Source organism: Schaalia sp. ZJ405, assembly GCF_011038885.2.
Classification (GTDB): Bacteria; Actinomycetota; Actinomycetes; order Actinomycetales; family Actinomycetaceae; genus Pauljensenia.
In genome coordinates this window covers 1,115,316-1,133,333 of the sequence record NZ_CP064952.1, presented here as the reverse complement: position 1 = coordinate 1,133,333, position 18,018 = coordinate 1,115,316, and the positions used below count along the sequence as shown (strand labels likewise).

Genomic DNA, 18,018 nt, shown 5'->3' with positions numbered 1-18,018 from the left:
CTCGTCGGTGATCAGCAGATGTATGAACCGCCGTTAATGGAATGAGTACTTCCCGTGATGTATGCGGAGTCCTCGCTTGAGAGCCAGCAGATGAGAGCTGCAATCTCCCACGCCTCTGCCTGCCTCTTGAGCGGAACCGCTTGAGCGAGTGCGTTTTCTGTTTCGTCGTCGGAGTCACCGCGAATTTCGGTGTTGACCACTCCCGGGGCCACGGCATTGACCGTGATGCCGTACTGAGCGAGTTCGCGAGCCATACCGCGCGTGAGTCCAAGTACACCGGCCTTTGCTGCGGCGTAGGCGGTCTTGGAGAAGACACCTCCACCGTGCTGCGCGGTGACCGAGGACGTGTGGACGATCCGCCCGTATCCGCCCTCGATCATGTAAGGGGTCAGTGCCTGGGCAAGAAGGAAAGAACCGGTGAGGTTAACGGAAAGAATCCGATTCCAGTGGTCAAGAGTGAGGTCGAGGAAATCCACCGGCGAGGGGATGCCGGCGATATTTGCCAGGGCACCAACCTGCGGAAGATCAGAATTGACGATCCTGTCAACGGTGCTCTTGACCGACTCCTGCTGGGAAACATCAACTCCGAAGGCCTCGACCTGTGCGCCGGACACCGCTTGGCGGATCTGCTCGGCGGCATGCTGTGCTCCCTGCTCGTCAATATCCAACAGAGCAACTGCCCAGCCCTCTTGGGCGAAACGAAGCGCCGTATGATATCCAATGCCTTTGAGTGAGGATGCACCTGTAACAACAGCCGTGCGAATGCCTACTCCGGTTCCATAGCTCATGTTCATTCTCCACATCAGTGTGACGTCAAGCACCGTTGCTTGCTGATGTTAACAGTAGACAGTTAGTTCTCAACTGTCAATCATGTCTGGGGAAAATGCAGAGAAAATGGACGCGAGCACGCAGTGCGCTAAGGAATGCCAGGGCGTCCACGGCAGAAGAAGGAAATCCCGGGTGAAAAGCGGACATAGGCGCGCGAGCAGATACGGGAAACCGGGGGTGAGGTTCCTACTCCAGTGAAATAGCCGACTGCAATTCACAGATGCAGGTACCAATGAACATCTGCCCAGGGATATATGCCGGCGTACGAGGGACGTCCGTGCGCGCCGATCCTTACCATCGCCCGCGCTCGTGTCTCCACAGGGGTATGTCCCCTGTCATGACCGATGTCGGATGACCGGTTGTCAAGACATTCCGCTAGGAAAATGGGGTTGGTGCCAAGGTGCCGTGCTCAAAAAGAGCGGGAATTTACCTCATCCCCTACCAGGGTAGGGCTTGACGACGAGGGCGCCGCGGCAGCGATGACGACCTAGCGATTCGCCCACACGCGAGCCGCGTGCGTCATGTGGCCGATGAGGATCTGTTGAACAACCTCAGGATCACCACTTCGCAGCCCCTCAACGATCGGCATATGAAAGCTCGGAGCCATCAAACCGGTTTTCGTTCCCGCCGCATGCGAGAGAACAGCAACACGCATGAGGTCTTGAAGGTCGCGCCACATCGTCAGCAGCATGACGTTACCGGATGCTTCGCACAGTCGCTCATGGAACGCGAGGTCAACATCGAGGCGTTCTTCAACGGATGTCCCCGCGGGCAGCTCAGGTAAATGTTGTTCCAACTGATCGGCCACTTCACGCCCTCGTCCTTCACGAACAATTGACGCCGCAGCCAGTGCTTCCAATGCTCCCCGAACATCGTAAAGTTCAACGATTTGCCGATGTGAAAACTCGGTGACACGCAAACCGGCGCGATCCTCTCCTTCGACAAGTCCGCTCTGTTGCAAACGTCGAAGAGCTTCGCGTACAGTCCCCCGGCTGACACCTAACTGACTGGCAAGATCAACCTCGGCGAGCCTGGTTCCCGCGGTCAAACGGCCATCGAGAATCTCAGAACGCAGCGTCATATATACCTGCTCACGCAAAGTTGAGCGATTCACGCCTTCCAAAGACATCTCGTCTACTCACTCGCTTTCAGTTTTGTCAACCACAACTCTGGTTCAGGTTACCCTAGGGCACCTATCCGGCGGTTAATATACTGCGAAAATTACCTCAGAATTTCACGAAGAAATTGCCGCTGGCAAGGTGAAGACATCATCAACCTTGCCAGCGGTCGTTCGTTCACCCGTGGCGGGTGAACGCACGCGTCATGAAAGACGCGGGTATTTAGTATTCGTCGAGCAGCTCATCAAGTTCCTCAAGATCGGCAGCTGTGAGCTGTTCAAGAGTCAGGTACGACCCCTCATCATCCAATCCGTCCGTGCGATGAGCAGCGGGATCGATGTTGTGAGCGTCGGCAAATTCGTCAACAACCCGTGCATCATCAGCCGCAGGTGTTGCTGCCAAGTCATCCAATTGCTCAGCCGCAGCTTCATCGACGGTCTCAGTCTGAGCAAGAGCCCCATCATCAATGGGATCCCCGGCCCCATCCTGAAGAGCCGTCTCACTCATCGAGTCGGCACCTTTTTCATCGACCAAAGACTCACTTAGATCCGAGGATTCTCCTGCCTCACCGTCGGATAGTTCCCACGCATCGTCAGTGTCCGCATCGGCGACGCTCGCAAAGCCCTGCTCGTCCTCGTCCCCTGAAACCTCCTTGGGGGACTGAGACGCTGGTGAAGCTGCGCGCCGAGACCACGCCGGAGACTCAATATCGCGGCGCACGGCATCGAGGACCGCATTGACGAAATTCGGTGACGTATCCGTCGAAATCGACTTGACGATCGAGATTGCCTCATCAATCGCGATGATCGGCGGAACATCCGTGGAATTCTCCAGCATCTCCCACACTGCAACACGCATGACTGCTAAGTCGACCGCGGCAATTCGATCCAGCCCCGACACGCGAGCGTGTGCGCGCAGCAAGGAATCAATGTCACGCAGGTGGTTGGCGACGCCTTCGATAATCTCGATCGAATAGGCAGGCAGCGGCGTCAGAGCGGCCGTAATGACACGCCGCTGACGAAGCAGATCGCGCAGAACTTCGGGATTGTGTCCCATGCCGCGCTGATCCGCCTCGAAAACAACGTCGGCCGCACGCTTACGCGCCTTCGTTCGAGAGGTAAAGCGGAATTGTTTGGACATCAGTCAGTGACGCGTCCCGAGTAGGAGCCATCGCGAGTATCGACCTTGACGCGGGTGCCTTCTTCCATGAAGAGCGGAACCTGGATTTCGTAGCCCGTTTCAAGTGTGGCCGGCTTGGTGCCCGCAGATGAGCGGTCACCCTGGAGACCCGGCTCCGTGTGCGTAATCTCAAGGACAACAGTTGCCGGAAGCTCAACAAACAGGACTGTTCCGTCATGCTGGGAAACAATGACGTCCTGGTTCTCGACCATGAAGTTGCGGGCATCGCCGACAACGGATGCAGGAACGTTGATCTGATCGTAGGTTGACTGATCCATGAAGACGTAGTCGTCGCCATCCTGGTACAGGTACGTCATGTCGCGACGGTCAACGGTCGCAGTTTCAATTTTCAGGCCGGCGTTGAACGTCTTGTCAACGGTCTTGCCCGACAGGACGTTCTTGATCTTTGTACGAACAAAGGCCGGACCCTTGCCGGGCTTGACGTGCTGGAACTCGACGACCTGCCACAGCTGGCCATCAATCACCATGACGAGGCCGTTCTTGAGATCATTTGTTGTTGCCATATTCTTCCTCGTTTCGCGGGCTTTGACAGACTTCGGCTAGTTTACATGCTGAGACAATTCCTTCGGCCACCTCTTCAGGTGAAATACCCCGTGTATCAACTGAGAGAATCGACACCCTGCCATACACGGCCTCAGCCTGGCGCATCATCTGCGTCAGGACTGCACGCGGAGCCCCCAGGCCCACAGAACGCGGCGCATTCAGGCCGGTGCGCCTGGCAACCTCGGCAATTCCCGCTGTCAGGTGAATAATCGCTCTGCCGGCATCGCGAAGATCCTCAAGGCGCGTAAAAACTCGCGGGTTCATTGGCGAGGACGGACCGAGAGTCACCACGGAACCGGCCGTTCCCAACGCCTCAAGCGACGCACGTTCACGCAGGTCATCGGCATCTACGCGTCCGTGAATGACCATGTGCTCAAAGGATTCCCCGGCGATCGTTTCAACAAGATCATCGGCTTCAACGAGGGGCCTGCCGATTCGCTGGGATATCAGCGAGCCAACGGTGGTTTTTCCGCTTCCGGGAGGACCAAGAATGACGAGGATGGGGTCCCCACTTGCGGCCTCGCCGTCACATAGCGGGCACATCGGTGACATCCATTCCCATTGCTTCACCAGCGCCAATCAGCTCCTGCGGCGTGACAACACGAGAGAACGGTCGGCACAGCCCGTCGAGAAGAACGAAGCGGAGATCCCCACGACGCACCTTCTTATCCGAAAGCATGACCGTCATGAGCTGTCCAAGTGAGGCGTTGGTGTAGCGGATTGGCAAACCGAGGAGAGAAAACAGCCGTTCGTGACGGAGAACAAGAGTCATGTCGATAAGGCCAAGGGAGTGGGCCAGATGGGCAGCGAAAACACATCCAACAGCGACGGCCTCTCCATGACGCCACCGGAACTGCTCATGCTTTTCGATTGCATGGCCCAGAGTGTGACCGTAGTTGAGGATTTCACGAAGTCCCGATTCCGTGAGGTCCTCACCAACGACGCGGGCTTTGACGGCAACGGAACGGGCGATGAGTTCCTCTTGGACCTGCGACGAGGGGATGAGAACTTCCTCCACGGGGGTTTCCTCAATACGCGTGAGAATCTCCTCGTCGGCAATGAATCCACATTTGATGACTTCACCAAACCCCGCGCGCAGATCTGCCGAAGGTAGCGTTGCCAGGCTGTCACTGGCACAGATCACACGGGCAGGCGTGTGGAACGCCCCAACGAGATTCTTCCCCACCGGAGTGTTGATCCCCGTTTTCCCTCCGATGGCTGCGTCAACCATTGCCAACAGCGTTGTAGGAATCTGAACGACGTCGATTCCCCTCAGCCACGTTGCCGCAATGAATCCAGCGACATCGGTTGTTGCTCCCCCTCCGAGAGCAACGATTGCGTCAGCCCGACCCAGACGGAAGTCACCGGCCTCGCCCCACAGACGGATCGCAACGTCATAAGTCTTTGCGTCCTCTGCGTCAGGAACGACAACGCAACGAGTATCAAAACCGCGCTGCCGAAGACCCTGCGCAATTGCCTGTGCCTGATCTGTGACAGGGCCAGCATGAATGAGGAGAACTTTCGACGCGTCCTCGGACAGCGAACTGGTGATCGCCGCAATATCAACGCTCGACCCGATGACAACGTCATAGGGTCGAGGTCCCGACACCGTGATACGCCTATCGCTCGACGGTGAATCAATCATGGCCATGATCTGCTCCACAACATGCTCAACCGGACGTGAATCTGAATGAACCGTCACCCGCGCAACCTCCACATACCAGGGTTCCCGTTGCGTCCTCAGACGCCGAAGGGCACCATCGGGATCATCGCGTAACAGCGGACGATGCGTGTGATCTGCTGTACGGCGAAGCAGCTCCTCATGGTCAACATCGATATAGACAACGCTCGCCCCGCGAAGCATCTGACGGACCGCTTGGGAGGAGATCGCTCCCCCACCCAAAGACACAACGGCGTTCATTGTCAACGCATCGGCAACGGCGTCGCATTCGAGGCGACGGAACTCAGATTCCCCCTGCTGCCTGAAAATCGTCGGAATATCCACCCCTGCCATGCACTCGACAAGGATGTCCGTGTCAACGTGTGGTACTCCAAGACGGGCGGCAAGACGCTCACCCACACGGCTCTTACCGGCTCCCGGGAGCCCCGTTAATACAATGGGAAGGCTCAGCATCTCAGATCCGTTCACCGATGGCATCGAGGTAGGACTGGAGATTACGACGCATCTCGGTTACAGAGTTACCGCCCGCGTGGTCGAATAGGGCATCCGCGAGAACAAGCGCGCACTCGGCCTCGGCAATGATGGCGCCGGGAACAACCTGGCATGTGTCGGAACGCTGGTGTAGGCCAACGGCTTCCTCCCCCGTCGCAATGTCGATGGTTCGTAACGCATGGGGAACCGTTGAAATGGGTTTCAAGGCCGCGCGTGCAATAATCGGCTGACCGTTGGATGTGCCGCCCTCAATACCGCCCGCATGGTTGCTCGCCCGTGTGACATTCCCGTTCGCGTCTCGAATAATCTCATCGTGCGCGGCGGATCCGCGAAGCGCTGCCTGTCGGAAACCATCACCGATTTCAACGCCTTTGACTGACTGAATCGACATGAGCGCCGCTGCCAGACGCGTATCGAGCCGTCGGTCCGCCTGCACATGAGACCCCAGGCCAATGGGCACGCCGTAGGCCACAACCTCGACGACACCACCAATGGTGTCACCGTCCTTCTTCGCCCGATCAACGGCATCAATAAAACGGGCGTTGAGCTGAGGATCCAGGGTGCGCATTTCGGCGTTGTTGAGCGCGTCCTCGTCCCCGGGGGTCGGCAGCTGACGGTCATCGCCAGCTGACACATCCCCAACGCTGATGACGTGGGATACCAGGGAGATGTTGGCAACCTGTGACAGGAGTTGCGCAGCCACGGCACCGAGGGCAACGCGAGCCGCTGTTTCTCGTGCGGAGGCGCGCTCAAGAATCGGACGGGCATCAGCGTGGTCGTAGGACAGCATTCCGGGAAGATCAGCATGTCCGGGACGAGGACGTGTCAGCGGCTTGTTACGTGCAATCTCACGAGCATCCCCGGTTCCTGCATCAATGAGGAGGTCCTGTGGTGCCACGGGATCGGCGCTCATGACAGTGACCCACTTGGGCCATTCCGAGTTCTTAATCTCAAGAGCAATCGGAGCGCCGGTTGTCAGCCCATGTCGAATACCTGCCAGCACAGTGACGTCGTCCTGCTCGAACTTCTGTCTGGCTCCGCGACCATACCCCAGTCGCCGACGGGCAAGCGCCTGACGAAGCGTCTGGGTGGTCACCTGAATTCCCGAAGGGAACCCGTCGATTGTCGCAACCAGTGCAGGTCCGTGCGATTCTCCAGCTGTGATCCATCTGAGCATACGTTCACGCCTCCCCGTGCTGATGAAAATTTCATTTCCTCATCCACTGACCGTGACGGGTTTCCTCGCCAGGTCTGCCAGAGAAAAGGTTAGTGGGACACTCTTCGAATGGGATATCCGGCTGCTGCAACGGCCTCTTTGACTTCCCTGATGGACAGGGTTCCGAAGTGGAAAACCGAGGCCGCAAGAATCGCGTCCGCTCCCGTTGCTGCGGCTTCAACAAAGTGCTGTGCAGTTCCCGCTCCGCCCGACGCAATCAGGGGAATCGACACGGCTGCGCGAACGCGGGAGAGCATGTCCCGGTCGAATCCCTCACGCACGCCGTCCGCATCCATTGAATTGAGAAGGATTTCCCCGACGCCCAGTTCCTGAGCCTGAATCGCCCACTCGAGAGCATCGATTCCCGTTGACCGACGACCACCGTGCGTTGTGACCTCGAATCCCGAAGGCGTTGACACTCCCTTAGGGCAGCGGCGGGCATCAATTGAGAGCACGAGGACCTGATTGCCAAAGCGATCAGCTATCCGGGAAATGAGCGAAGGATCCGCAATTGCCGCCGTGTTCACCCCCACTTTATCGGCGCCGTGAGCCAGGAGTTGGGCAACGTCATCTACGCTGCGCACGCCGCCACCGACCATCAGGGGAACGAATACCTGTTCGGCTGTTCGTGCGACAACATCAAGAGTTGTCGCACGCCCCTGAGCCGAAGCTGAAACGTCAAGGAATGTCAGCTCGTCGGCGCCCTCATTCCCGTACCGACGCGCAAGTTCCACCGGATCTCCCGCGTCAGTGAGGTTCTCAAAGTTCACACCTTTGACAACGCGACCCGCGTCAACGTCAAGGCACGGAATGATTCGGCACGCAACAGACATATCAACGAGTGTAGGTTAGCGACTCGACTGACTCGAATCGGTGCTTGACTTCTGAGAATCAGATGTCGATTGTGGCTCCGCTCCGAGAATATCGATGACAACACACAGAACGTCGTCACCCGAGGCGAGATCAGCAGGAATTGTCAGCGCCAATCGTGAACCGACACGCTGGTCAACCAGTGCCTCAGACAGTCCCTTCATCACGTGAGAGAGTTGGAGGATTCTCGGCATCCCCGTATCCCACGTTGAGGAACGGGCAATCGAATCCGACCACCCAACCACGGTGTACTGCGCAATCACACGGTCGTTTTGACGAATCTGGGCTCCATCGCCTTGGAGAAGAGTCTCTACTTTGAGGCTGCTCGGAGGCGTCTGACCATGCGTGATGGCTGGTCCATCGGGAGTCATCGACACCGTGAGCACAGGATTGGCAACGGCTTCGACGGGACTACCGGTCGCAATGGATGGAAGGACATCAATGACATTGATTTCTGTTCTTCTGACCGGCTGAGTCGAAGACACGTCCGAGGATGTGTCCTCAGACACGGGGTGGATCGCCAAGATACGCGATCCTTCAGTTTTCCCGATGATCAGTGATTCGAGAGCCTCGTCAACGGTGTGATCTCCTGCCGTTGCAACCTGAAGCTGCGGACGTCCCTGGGCCGAAAGATTCTCTCCGGTCTGGGCGTCAAAGGTTGTCACCGCAAGCAGCATCGGAGAACCCTTAGTGATTTCGCGTCCCTCCCCTGCGAAGAGAACACGGCTCTTGAGGGATGACACAGATACCTGATGGAGGAGATCAACGACGGGAGTGGCTCCAACTCGTCCTGAGACCGACACTGAGTCGATGGCCGACACAATGTGCTGGGTTGCCCCCGCTGATCGCCCATCCGTGACGTCACCGGACTCATTCGCCGAAGGCTTCGTTTTGCCGGTGATCAGAATTGAACCGGTGTACACACCGACACCAATCACCGCAACAACAACGCAAATGATGAGCGCAAGAACCCACCGGGGCATATGCCGAGTCGACTTGACCTGTGCGCGCCGCGGCACATGGGCGCCACCTGCCGTAGGTTGTTCTGATTGATCGGTCATCGGGGAAGCCTCGCTGTCTTCTCTTCGATGAGGGAAACAAACTCATCGACCCGCGGATCCTCAGAGGCCAGAGGATCACCCAAAGTCAACGGGATCGTCGAATGATCATCGATGCGGGCGTGGACCCAGTCAACACTCACATCAACACGGGCATCCTCTCCAGCCGCGATGATCCGTCCTCGTAAATGAGCCCTCGTTGTTGCCGGAGCAACGGTACGGGCGTGTTCGACCCGTGACTTAGTGGTCAGGCGCCGCACATGACCTGCGGCTTCTAAACGGTCGAGCAGTCCGTCTTTCGTGATGTCGTGGTAGGACAGATCAAGCCGAGCAACACGCGGATCCGCCAGCGTAGCCCCGGACTTGGCGATATACGACTCAAAGAGCCCTCGTTTAATGGCAATGTCAAGTTCATGCGACACCGGAGCCCAATCTCCGCTTTCGATCGCATCCAGCCCCCGCCTCCACAAGTCGGCAACATAGGAATGCATCGGATCAAGCGCCGCGAAATCGATGTTGCTCAGGACTCGCTCGCGGATTTCACGCTGAATCTGCACGGGGGTCCACGTGCGTCCGTTGTCAAGAGCAACCCCCACACGTCCTGAAAGATCAGCGTTGATCTCACGGATTGCCTGCATCGGCTGGGCGAGGGCAAGATCTTCAACTTTCAGACCGTCTTCAATTGCCTGGAGCAGAAGCTGCGTCATCCCGATTTTCAGCGCCGTCGTGGGTTCGGCGACATTCGTGTCGCCAACAATGACGTGCATGCGTCGATACGAGGTGGAATCCGCCAAGGGCTCGTCGCGAGTGTTGATGATCGGACGAGTGCGGGTTGTTGCTGAGGACACGGCATCCCACATTTGGTCACCGCGCTGTGAGAAACACAGCGACGCGCCGTCGGGCCCGTGTTTGATCCACCCGTTGCCAACGAGGATCTGGCGGGTAATGAAAAATGACACCAGGGCATCCGCGACCTGGCGAAAGTCACGGCGCCGATGGAGAAGATAGTTCTCATGGCAGCCAAAGGCATTGCCCTGAGAGTCAAGGTTGTTGCGGAATAGGTGAACCCGCACGCCTGCGCCCTGTTCCTCAAATGCCGAGTCAGCCACCTGAGCGAGGTCACGCAGCATGTGCGCTCCTGCGCGGTCCTGTTCGAGAAGATCCTCAAGACGATCACATTCCGCCGTCGCATACTCAGGATGAGAACCAACATCGAGGTAGAGACGTCCTCCGTTACGGAGAAAAAGATTTGACGACCGTCCCGTGCTGACGAGAGGCTCAAAGAGTTGCCGGGCCGCATGATCGGCATCCATCGAGGTCACGTCGCCGCGAACCGGCGCCGCCATGAGCCCGTACTCGGTCTCGATTCCGACAACTCGTCGCCTCACCTTATTGGCCACCTTTCTGCACGAATCCCTGAACGAATGCCTGAGCGTTCGTCTCAAGCACCGAATCGATCTCATCGAGGAGAGAATCAATTGACGATGTCTGGGCGTGGACCTGACCGGCACCCTCGGTGTCTTCGGGGTCGTTTCCCGTGGGGCCGGAGGCAAATACCTGCGAGTTCGTCATCTGTGTCCTTTCTGTACATTCATCGTGTCGCCTACGTGGCTTTCAGTCAATTCGCGTGTCTGGGATGGGGATGCGAATGAGGTCGCCTTCGCCGGGGTCAAAAACCAGCGAGGTCCACGACGCTTTAACTAAATCGCGTCGCGAAGCCACAGCTTCTCCGCGCACCCGAGCGCGCGTATTTAGCGGAGCCTCGTCGGCTGCGCGCTCGACCTCGTCAATGGTGAACATGCGGGTCACGAGCCCCGCCTGATCAAGTTTGTTCACGAGGGAACGTTCGGGCCGCAGGTCTGCCCACTGAAGATCCATTGCCGCCAGGCGAGCATCGTCCCATCCCACTCCCGCGCGTTCCTTAAAACGGCGAAGGAGCTGGTATTTCGCGACCCATTCGATTTCGGTGGCCACGGAAAAAATGTCGGTGCGCATTCGGTCGAGGACGGACTGCCAGGTTGTCAGGGCGTGCTCGTCCTCGGCGCTGGGAACAATCCCCAGGCGGTCGTAGGTCCGCCAGACGAGGTCGAGGTAGAGCTGTTGAATGTCGAGGGCTGTCAGGGAACGGCCCGATGCCGTTGACATGGCGTAGTCCAGGTTCGGGGCGTGGGAGACGTTCCAGGTTTCCTCAACGGGATCGTCGAGAGTCAGTCCGTCCCATTCCATGCCAATGCCCTGTTCGATCGCCCATAGGACAAGCGATGTCGTGGCAAACTTCAGGTAGAGCGAGGTATCGAAGAGATTTCCGTCGCCACCGATCACGTGGAATCGGCGGAATTTCGCAGGATCGGCGTGCGGTTCGTCTCGCGTGTTGATGATGGGACGGTTGAAAGTTGTCTCAAGACCAACGGTGTTTTCAACAAAATCAGCGCGCTGGGAAATCTGGAAACCCGGACGCTGCGACTTCTGGCCAATTCCAACGCGCCCCGCGCCGCACAGGACCGGTCGGGTGACCATGAAGGGAGTCATCCCTCGGATGACGTCTTCTAGGTCAACGTCGCGGCGCATCTGGTAGTTTTCGTGCGTCCCGTAGGCCGCCCCTTTGCCGTCCGTATTGTTCTTTACGAGGACGAGCTCCGGCTCGCCCATCGTCGTCACGGCCGTCATCATGCGGCGCGCGATAACATCGCCCGCACGGTCCCAGAGAACAGCGTCGCGCGGCCCAAGTGTTTCCGGTGACGAATACTCCGGATGGGCGTGGTCAACATACAGGCGCGCCCCATTGGTGAGAACAGCCGTTGTTGCACTTGGTAGAGCAAGCTCCTCCGGCGTTGGGCGCGCCACCCGTTCCTGCCCACCCGAGGGGGCCAGGTGATAGGGATCGTCGGTGAGTAACGAGGGGTCGGCGGCCGCACGTGACATCCGCATTCCCCGAAGGTCGTTGAGCGGATCCTCTGCCGTGTAGTCCCATCTGACCGGAGGAACATCTGTGCCGAGCATGCACCGGGATTGCTGCGCATAGGCGCGAACAGCCAGGGCAGAAAGCGCGATAGGATTCGCCCAGGCATCTGTGGGCCGATAGATTCCGTACTCGGTTTCCGTGCCGATGATGCGCTGTGTTCCAGTAGTGTCGATGCTCATTCGTCTCCTCGCAGCATCCGAATTGCTGTGACGTCCTCGCTCAGTCCGATAGTTCGGGCCCATTCATCTGCGCTGGTCGTCGCAGCCATGTCGATGGACTCACGCATTTCTTCTTCCACTCCTGTCAGCAGGTCACTCATGGACAGTCCGCGTCGAGTTCCGTCAAGAGCGGCCTTGATGGCATGTTTCTTTGCACGTTCAACGGTTCCGGCGATCATGGCTCCGGAAATGATGTCGTGCACATACACCCGGGTGATTCCACCCGATCGGACAGTGACATCGAAGAGAGCCGTCGACGCGTCCTCGCGATAAAGAACATCAACCGCCCGATCCTTCATGCGGTCGATCGCTTGTTCCACCGATCCGGCCTGACGAACCTCGTCCTCGGCAATAGGAATGTCAGTCGTGAGGTATTTTGAGAAAATATCGCGCGCGCCGACGCGATCAGGCCGTTCAACCCGGATTCTCACGTCGAGGCGACCGGGACGCAGAACCGCCGGATCAATCATGTCAGCTCGGTTGGACGCACCAATGATCACCACATTGTCCAAGGACTCAACCCCGTCCATTTCGGCCAGCAGCTGAGGGACGATCATGGTCTCAACATCGGAGGACACGCCCGTTCCTCGGGTGCGGAAGAGAGCTTCCATTTCGTCAAAGAAGATGACAACAGGAACGTCTCCCGCGGCAAGGGACCGCGCCCGAGCGAAGATCGCGCGAATCTGACGCTCCGTTTCGCCGACAAACTTGTTGAGAAGTTCAGGACCTTTGATCGAGAGGAAATACGAGTGGGAACCTCCACCGCGGCGCGACAGAGAATTCGCCACGGCCTTGGCGATAAGAGTTTTCCCAGACCCGGGAGGCCCGTAAAGAAGGATTCCTTTAGGCGGGCGAAGCCCGTAGGCTCGGTACATCTCGGGATGTCGCAGCGGCAGCTCAACGGCGTCGCGGACCTGCTGAATCTGACGGTCCAGACCCCCGATGTCCTCATAGGTTGTCTGGGGGATCTCGGGCGTCAAAAGTTGTTCAACGTCTGATCGAACGATACGTTCAAGGGCGAGGCCCGCTCGGATATCAATAACGAGTGAATCGCCGGGACGCAGGTTGCCGTGGCGCAGAGGGCCGGCAAGCTCAACCACGCGTTCGGCTCCGCCCTCGGCAGTGACGAGGACGCGGTCGTCTCCGAGGACTTCACGGATCGAGGCAAGCGAACCCGTGCGCTCAAATCCATCGGGAGCGACGGCAACCATTTTGTCGTCAACGCGGATGAGCTGGCCAACTGACAAGGCATCAACGTTGAGGTTGGGAGCCATCGCCAGCCGCATCCGCCGGCCGTTGACAATAGCCTCAACCTGACGGGCCGACAGGTCGGCTCGCACAAAGGTTGCCAGGCTCAGCGGCGGGCGATTGACTTCTTGGAGCTGCGCCTGCATTTTGACAAGCTGTCCACGCACCTGTGTCAGTGCCTGCGAGAGTCGTTCATTCTTCTGCTCAAGACCGGCGATGATTCGTTGCATCTCGTCGATCTGCGTCTCATGGAAGTTCTCACTCATGAGTTCTCGTCTCCTTGATGCGTGTTCTCTGCGTCGTTGATGTCGCGGTTTTGGGCGCGATCTGCAACCCAGGTATCTGCCTGTGCAACAACATCACGGCGGACCTTACGGATTTTTCGTTCCGTTGATTGGCGAACACCAACGGTGTCGATACTCCAGGAGTCTTCCGCATCCCATTGCCCCCCAAGCCCCTGCGCTGCCTTCGCCGGGCGCGTTGTGCGCGTCAGTGGTTGAACTCCGGGAGCAAGACGGCGGGCAATCATGAGGAAGCCGGTGTGTGCGACCATTCGATGCTCAGGGCGAACTGCAAGACCATCAACATGCCATTGACGACGCATATCCTCCCAAGCAGTCGGCTCTGTGAACTTCTTCGTCTTCCTCAAGTCCTCAACTAAACGAGACATCTGGGTAACGGTTGCGACGTAGCACAGGAACACTCCTCCCGGTGCCAGGGCATGAATAACGGCGTCGAGATTCTCCCAGGGGGCCAGCATGTCGAGGACGATGCGATCGACACTTCCCTCATCCATCGACAGCAAAACATCCTCAAGGTCACCGACACGCAGATCCCACGCGGGGTGGTGTCCACCAAACCACAGGTCAACATTTGCTTGGGCAATCTGCGCAAAATCTGGCCTGCGTTCAACGGAAATGAGGTGTCCACCCGTGCCAACGGCGTTAAGCAAAGCCATTGACAAGGCACCCGATCCTGCTCCTGCCTCAACGACTCGCGCTCCGGGGAAGATATCCCCCATATGAATGATCGTTCCGGCATCTTTTGGATAGACAACGGCCGCTCCGCGCGGCATCGCCATGACGTAGTCAACTTGAAGGGGCCGAAGGATCTGGAATTCGCGTCCCTCGTCGGTTGTCACAACCTGCCCGTCAGGACATCCGATGATGTCGTCGTGGTTAAATCCACCGCGAGTCGATTGGAAACGTCCGCCGGATACGAGGATCACCTGATGCATCCGCCCCTTCGGGTCACGGACTTGAACACGGTCCCCTTCGCGCAGCACCCCGCGCCGCGTTTCCTGCCCGAGTGCGGGCACGTGGTTTTGCTGTGTCGCTTCGCTATTCATCCGTTGAATCCTATCGCGATCTGTCCACAGTTCCTGTGTGAGGTCCGCACATGCAGATGCCACAAGCTAGCGTTATCCCATGAGCGAATGGAAACCCGCGTTATCTGCGTCGCGTGCGAAAGAGTACGAGCGCTGTCCCTTGCAGTATCGGCTCCACGTTGTTGACCGAATCCCAGAGCCACCAACTCGTGCAACAACAATGGGGACTCTCATTCACTCTGTCCTTGAGCATCTTTTCGATGTTGCTCCGGCCGAACGCACGCCCGAGCATGCCGATTCTCTGGCCACAACAACCTGGGAGCAGATGCGCGAGAAAGACCCCTCTCTTCTCACTCTCTTTGATTCTCCGCAGGATCAAGAATCATGGATGGATCAGGTGAGAAAGATCTTGAAGAACTATTTTTCCATTGAAGATCCGCAATGGCTCCAACCCGCCGCGCGCGAACAGCTCATCGATGCCGTCACCGACGAAGGAGTCCGTATCCGTGGCTTCATTGACCGCATTGACTGTGCCCCCGACGGGGCTTTACGCGTCGTCGACTACAAAACAGGTAAGGCCCCGTCCCCGCGTTTCCAAGAGGAAGCGCTGTTCCAGATGCGCTTCTACGCCCTTCTTCTCCAACTCACCCGCCGCCTGCCCAAACGTCTTCAACTGGTGTATCTCAAGGCCGGGCAGATCCTCACCCTCGACCCCACACCTGAGGCCATCGCATCTTTTCGGCTCCAGCTTTTTGACCTGTGGACACGTATCGAACGCGACGCCCAACGCGCTCACTTCGACCCTCGCCGAAACCCGCTGTGCAATTGGTGCGGAGTGCAGAGCATGTGTCCGTTATTTGGCGGAACCACTCCCCCGATCCCCGAGGAACGCATCGAATGGCTTCTTCAGACTCGCGTCCACACGTAAGCCGGGTTCAGACACACAGATGCCCTACGTTGACCGCTGTGTAGCCCTTATCAATGCGCTCTTGCTCTGCCTTAAGCCGCGACTGTTCCCATCGCGGTGAGGACCCCGGTGCCCAGGAGCACCGCAACGACGATTGCCAGGACGATTCGATACCAAACAAACGGTTTGTAACTCTTCGTGGACACAAGTTTGAGGAACCACACGATGCAGGCCCAGCCAACAACGAAAGCAAGGATCGTTGCGACGATCGTTGGCCCCCACACCACCTGGTTATCCCCAGTAAATACTTTGACAACCTTGTAGAGGCCGGAAGCAAAAACGGCGGGCATCGCCAGGAGGAATGAATAGCGGGCCGCCGCTTCTCGGGTATATCCAAGGAAACGACCCATCGTGATGGTGCCACCGGATCGGGACACACCTGGGATGAGTGCCAGTGCCTGAGCGAAACCAAAAGCGATCGCATTCGGCCACGTCAGGTCAGTTAATTTCTTCCGCTGAACACACGCCGCATCAGCCCACCCCAGGAGAAGCCCAAAGACCGCAAGCATGACAACCGTGATCCACAGGTTCCGAAATGACGTGTCGATCCAGTTTTCTAAGAGAAGTCCAAGGATTCCGATGGGAAGCGAACCGATGATGATCATCCACCCCATGCGGGCATCCGGGTCGGCAGAAGATAAGCGCTGGGAGGGAGGACGCACAGGCAGTGCACGCGCCCAGCGAGAAATGATTCGCACAATGTCTTTCCAGAACACCACGAGAACGGCTGCTTCTGTTCCTAACTGGGTGATCGCCGTGAAAGCCGCGCCCGGATCCTCCGATCCAATGAGTTCACCGACGATCCGCAGGTGAGCGGATGAGGAGATGGGAAGAAACTCGGTGAGGCCCTGGACAATACCGAGGACAATTGCGTCAAACCAATTCATGGGTCAACCCTAAGACCTCCCTAAGCCCCATCCAGGAATCCGCGCACGAACACTCCCTGTGGGACAGCCCACGACGGCGCGACGTAGGATGTCCTCATGGATGAACGCCAGTGCGGACACACAGGGCTTCGGGTTTCCGATCTTGGACTTGGAACCTATACGTGGGGACGTGACACAGACCCACTTGAAGCAACTGACATGCTCACCCACTTCGTCGATGCGGGTGGAACGCTCGTTGAATGTGCACCAACACACGGCGACGGCATGGCAGTTGACGCCCTAAGTCAGGCAATGACAGCGGTGGGGCGCCACCGCATTATTCTTGCGTGGCGCGGAGCCTCACGCCCAACCTCGGCTCATACGTGGGTTCCTTCCGCTGGTCGCGGCGACATGCTGCGTTCTCTTGACGACACCTTGTCACGCTTAGGCACCGACTACGTTGATCTGTGGATCGGGGAATTCGATCCTGCGATCCCCATTGAGGAAACTCTTGAAACACTTGAAGCTGCGCGCAGATCTGGTCGGGCTCACTATGTTGGACTTTCCCATCCCTCGCAGTGGGACTTCGCGTGTTCGGTCACGCGCGCAGCCCTGAATGCGGGTCCTGCGATCACAGTTGTCGAGGACGAGGTCAATCTTCTCAATGCCCAGCGCACCCGGCCGCTCATTGATCGGGCCACAGGCATGGGGATTGGCGTTTTCGCTCACTCTCCACTGGCAATGGGAGTGCTCACCGGAAAGTACAGGCATTCCACGCCACCGGATTCACGGGCCGCTTCGCCCCACCTCCGTCACCTCGTTGAGCCGTATCTTCAGCCTGAATTCCGTGGAATTGTCGAGGCAGTTGTGCGCGCCGGAGAAGGTCTTGAACGAACACCCACTGACGTCGCCCTCGCATGGGTGCGTCACGCTGCGGGGATTACATCAACAATTATCGGGCCACGCACGCTGCGTCAGCTCGATCCTCTCCTTGAATCAGAAGTTTCGCTTCCCGATCCGATTCGTCAAGTTCTCAACGAAGTTGCCGGCCTTACAGGTACACAGAAGCACTAGTTAGTGGATGACCGTCGCCTGTTCTCCACCTGTCACCCGTTTGCTGTCCTCAGCGCAGATCAGTCATCAACGTCGATGAACTCAACGTCCTCATCGTCAAGGTCTTCGTCATCGAGGTCAACGAAATCGACCTCTGCGTCCTCGTCCTCGTCCACGATGTCGAAGGGAAGCTCCGCATCGAAGCGGGTGAAGAGAACATCGTCGTACATGAAGAAGGCGTCGGAGAGAATATCTTCGACGCGGGCGAGTTCTTCTGGATCAGCGTTCTCACCCTGAGAGGCAATCGCAAGATGCCCCTCAAATGCGGAAATAAGACGATCAAGAGCGGTGCGCGGATCCATAGCCATGTC

Annotated in this window: 18 protein-coding genes; 2 read left to right on the top strand and 16 right to left on the bottom strand. The window is 58.0% G+C overall.

The window, feature by feature from the left end; genetic code table 11:
• Window positions 1–11 precede the first annotated feature (11 nt).
• The 14 genes from G7Y41_RS04650 to G7Y41_RS04585 form a co-directional block, all read right to left on the bottom strand.
• Window positions 12–794, bottom strand: coding sequence for an SDR family NAD(P)-dependent oxidoreductase (locus tag G7Y41_RS04650; RefSeq protein WP_231367377.1), 783 nt, complete (start codon window positions 792–794; stop codon window positions 12–14).
• Window positions 795–1,315: 521 nt separating this feature from the next.
• Entirely contained in the window at window positions 1,316–1,957 is a 642-nt protein-coding gene (locus G7Y41_RS04645) for a GntR family transcriptional regulator (protein WP_196819553.1), read from the bottom strand.
• A gap of 211 nt (window positions 1,958–2,168) precedes the next feature.
• A complete protein-coding gene (gene nusB, locus G7Y41_RS04640) occupies window positions 2,169–3,086 on the bottom strand; it encodes a transcription antitermination factor NusB (RefSeq protein ID WP_165315322.1) in 918 nt (305 codons plus the stop codon).
• Window positions 3,086–3,649 (bottom strand): elongation factor P, encoded by a 564-nt coding sequence (efp, locus tag G7Y41_RS04635; RefSeq protein ID WP_165214593.1) that lies wholly within the window; start codon window positions 3,647–3,649, stop codon window positions 3,086–3,088. The genes nusB and efp overlap by 1 nt, the downstream gene beginning before the upstream one ends.
• Window positions 3,633–4,259 (bottom strand): shikimate kinase, encoded by a 627-nt coding sequence (locus tag G7Y41_RS04630; RefSeq protein WP_165214590.1) that lies wholly within the window; start codon window positions 4,257–4,259, stop codon window positions 3,633–3,635. Before G7Y41_RS04630 ends, efp begins: the two co-directional genes overlap by 17 nt.
• A complete protein-coding gene (gene aroB, locus G7Y41_RS04625) occupies window positions 4,216–5,847 on the bottom strand; it encodes a 3-dehydroquinate synthase (protein WP_196819552.1) in 1,632 nt (543 codons plus the stop codon). The genes G7Y41_RS04630 and aroB overlap by 44 nt, the downstream gene beginning before the upstream one ends.
• Complete coding sequence (aroC, locus tag G7Y41_RS04620; protein ID WP_165214587.1) at window positions 5,825–7,039, bottom strand: chorismate synthase; 1,215 nt, start codon at window positions 7,037–7,039, stop codon at window positions 5,825–5,827. The genes aroB and aroC overlap by 23 nt, the downstream gene beginning before the upstream one ends.
• A gap of 89 nt (window positions 7,040–7,128) precedes the next feature.
• Window positions 7,129–7,911, bottom strand: coding sequence for an imidazole glycerol phosphate synthase subunit HisF (gene hisF, locus G7Y41_RS04615; RefSeq protein ID WP_165315321.1), 783 nt, complete (start codon window positions 7,909–7,911; stop codon window positions 7,129–7,131).
• Window positions 7,912–7,926: 15 nt separating this feature from the next.
• Entirely contained in the window at window positions 7,927–9,009 is a 1,083-nt protein-coding gene (locus tag G7Y41_RS04610; RefSeq protein ID WP_165315320.1) for an FKBP-type peptidyl-prolyl cis-trans isomerase, read from the bottom strand.
• Window positions 9,006–10,394, bottom strand: coding sequence for a Pup--protein ligase (pafA, locus tag G7Y41_RS04605; RefSeq protein ID WP_165315318.1), 1,389 nt, complete (start codon window positions 10,392–10,394; stop codon window positions 9,006–9,008). The genes G7Y41_RS04610 and pafA overlap by 4 nt, the downstream gene beginning before the upstream one ends.
• A gap of 1 nt (window position 10,395) precedes the next feature.
• Window positions 10,396–10,578: a ubiquitin-like protein Pup gene (locus G7Y41_RS04600; protein ID WP_165315316.1), complete on the bottom strand. Its 183-nt coding sequence runs from the start codon at window positions 10,576–10,578 to the stop codon at window positions 10,396–10,398.
• Window positions 10,579–10,620: 42 nt separating this feature from the next.
• Entirely contained in the window at window positions 10,621–12,147 is a 1,527-nt protein-coding gene (gene dop, locus G7Y41_RS04595; RefSeq protein ID WP_165315314.1) for a depupylase/deamidase Dop, read from the bottom strand.
• Complete coding sequence (arc, locus tag G7Y41_RS04590) at window positions 12,144–13,700, bottom strand: proteasome ATPase (protein ID WP_165315312.1); 1,557 nt, start codon at window positions 13,698–13,700, stop codon at window positions 12,144–12,146. The genes dop and arc overlap by 4 nt, the downstream gene beginning before the upstream one ends.
• Window positions 13,697–14,782: a tRNA (adenine-N1)-methyltransferase gene (locus G7Y41_RS04585; RefSeq protein ID WP_165315310.1), complete on the bottom strand. Its 1,086-nt coding sequence runs from the start codon at window positions 14,780–14,782 to the stop codon at window positions 13,697–13,699. Before G7Y41_RS04585 ends, arc begins: the two co-directional genes overlap by 4 nt.
• A gap of 79 nt (window positions 14,783–14,861) precedes the next feature.
• Here G7Y41_RS04585 and G7Y41_RS04580 point away from each other — a divergent pair, with 79 nt between their 5' ends.
• Complete coding sequence (locus G7Y41_RS04580; RefSeq protein ID WP_165315308.1) at window positions 14,862–15,689, top strand: RecB family exonuclease; 828 nt, start codon at window positions 14,862–14,864, stop codon at window positions 15,687–15,689.
• A 71-nt stretch (window positions 15,690–15,760) separates the two neighbouring features.
• Here the strand turns inward: G7Y41_RS04580 and G7Y41_RS04575 are convergent, their stop codons facing one another.
• Window positions 15,761–16,615, bottom strand: a complete 855-nt coding sequence (locus G7Y41_RS04575; RefSeq protein ID WP_165315306.1) for an undecaprenyl-diphosphate phosphatase — start codon at window positions 16,613–16,615, stop codon at window positions 15,761–15,763.
• Window positions 16,616–16,711: 96 nt separating this feature from the next.
• Here G7Y41_RS04575 and G7Y41_RS04570 point away from each other — a divergent pair, with 96 nt between their 5' ends.
• Window positions 16,712–17,668: an aldo/keto reductase gene (locus G7Y41_RS04570; RefSeq protein ID WP_165315305.1), complete on the top strand. Its 957-nt coding sequence runs from the start codon at window positions 16,712–16,714 to the stop codon at window positions 17,666–17,668.
• Window positions 17,669–17,727: 59 nt separating this feature from the next.
• Here G7Y41_RS04570 and G7Y41_RS04565 read toward each other — a convergent pair whose 3' ends face one another.
• Complete coding sequence (locus tag G7Y41_RS04565; RefSeq protein WP_165214554.1) at window positions 17,728–18,015, bottom strand: DNA primase; 288 nt, start codon at window positions 18,013–18,015, stop codon at window positions 17,728–17,730.
• Between the last annotated feature and the right edge of the window lie 3 nt (window positions 18,016–18,018).

Bases quoted from the DNA above. Each gene is read 5' to 3' on its own strand.
- G7Y41_RS04650 (WP_231367377.1), bottom strand. From the start codon at position 794: ATGAACATGAGCTATGGAACCGGAGTAGGCATTCGCACGGCTGTTGTT.
- G7Y41_RS04645 (WP_196819553.1), bottom strand. From the start codon at position 1,957: ATGTCTTTGGAAGGCGTGAATCGCTCAACTTTGCGTGAGCAGGTATAT.
- nusB (WP_165315322.1), bottom strand. From the start codon at position 3,086: ATGTCCAAACAATTCCGCTTTACCTCTCGAACGAAGGCGCGTAAGCGT.
- efp (WP_165214593.1), bottom strand. From the start codon at position 3,649: ATGGCAACAACAAATGATCTCAAGAACGGCCTCGTCATGGTGATTGAT.
- aroB (WP_196819552.1), bottom strand. From the start codon at position 5,847: ATGCCATCGGTGAACGGATCTGAGATGCTGAGCCTTCCCATTGTATTA.
- aroC (WP_165214587.1), bottom strand. From the start codon at position 7,039: ATGCTCAGATGGATCACAGCTGGAGAATCGCACGGACCTGCACTGGTT.
- hisF (WP_165315321.1), bottom strand. From the start codon at position 7,911: ATGTCTGTTGCGTGCCGAATCATTCCGTGCCTTGACGTTGACGCGGGT.
- G7Y41_RS04610 (WP_165315320.1), bottom strand. From the start codon at position 9,009: ATGACCGATCAATCAGAACAACCTACGGCAGGTGGCGCCCATGTGCCG.
- G7Y41_RS04600 (WP_165315316.1), bottom strand. From the start codon at position 10,578: ATGACGAACTCGCAGGTATTTGCCTCCGGCCCCACGGGAAACGACCCC.
- dop (WP_165315314.1), bottom strand. From the start codon at position 12,147: ATGAGCATCGACACTACTGGAACACAGCGCATCATCGGCACGGAAACC.
- arc (WP_165315312.1), bottom strand. From the start codon at position 13,700: ATGAGTGAGAACTTCCATGAGACGCAGATCGACGAGATGCAACGAATC.
- G7Y41_RS04585 (WP_165315310.1), bottom strand. From the start codon at position 14,782: ATGAATAGCGAAGCGACACAGCAAAACCACGTGCCCGCACTCGGGCAG.
- G7Y41_RS04580 (WP_165315308.1), top strand. From the start codon at position 14,862: ATGAGCGAATGGAAACCCGCGTTATCTGCGTCGCGTGCGAAAGAGTAC.
- G7Y41_RS04575 (WP_165315306.1), bottom strand. From the start codon at position 16,615: ATGAATTGGTTTGACGCAATTGTCCTCGGTATTGTCCAGGGCCTCACC.
- G7Y41_RS04570 (WP_165315305.1), top strand. From the start codon at position 16,712: ATGGATGAACGCCAGTGCGGACACACAGGGCTTCGGGTTTCCGATCTT.
- G7Y41_RS04565 (WP_165214554.1), bottom strand. From the start codon at position 18,015: ATGGCTATGGATCCGCGCACCGCTCTTGATCGTCTTATTTCCGCATTT.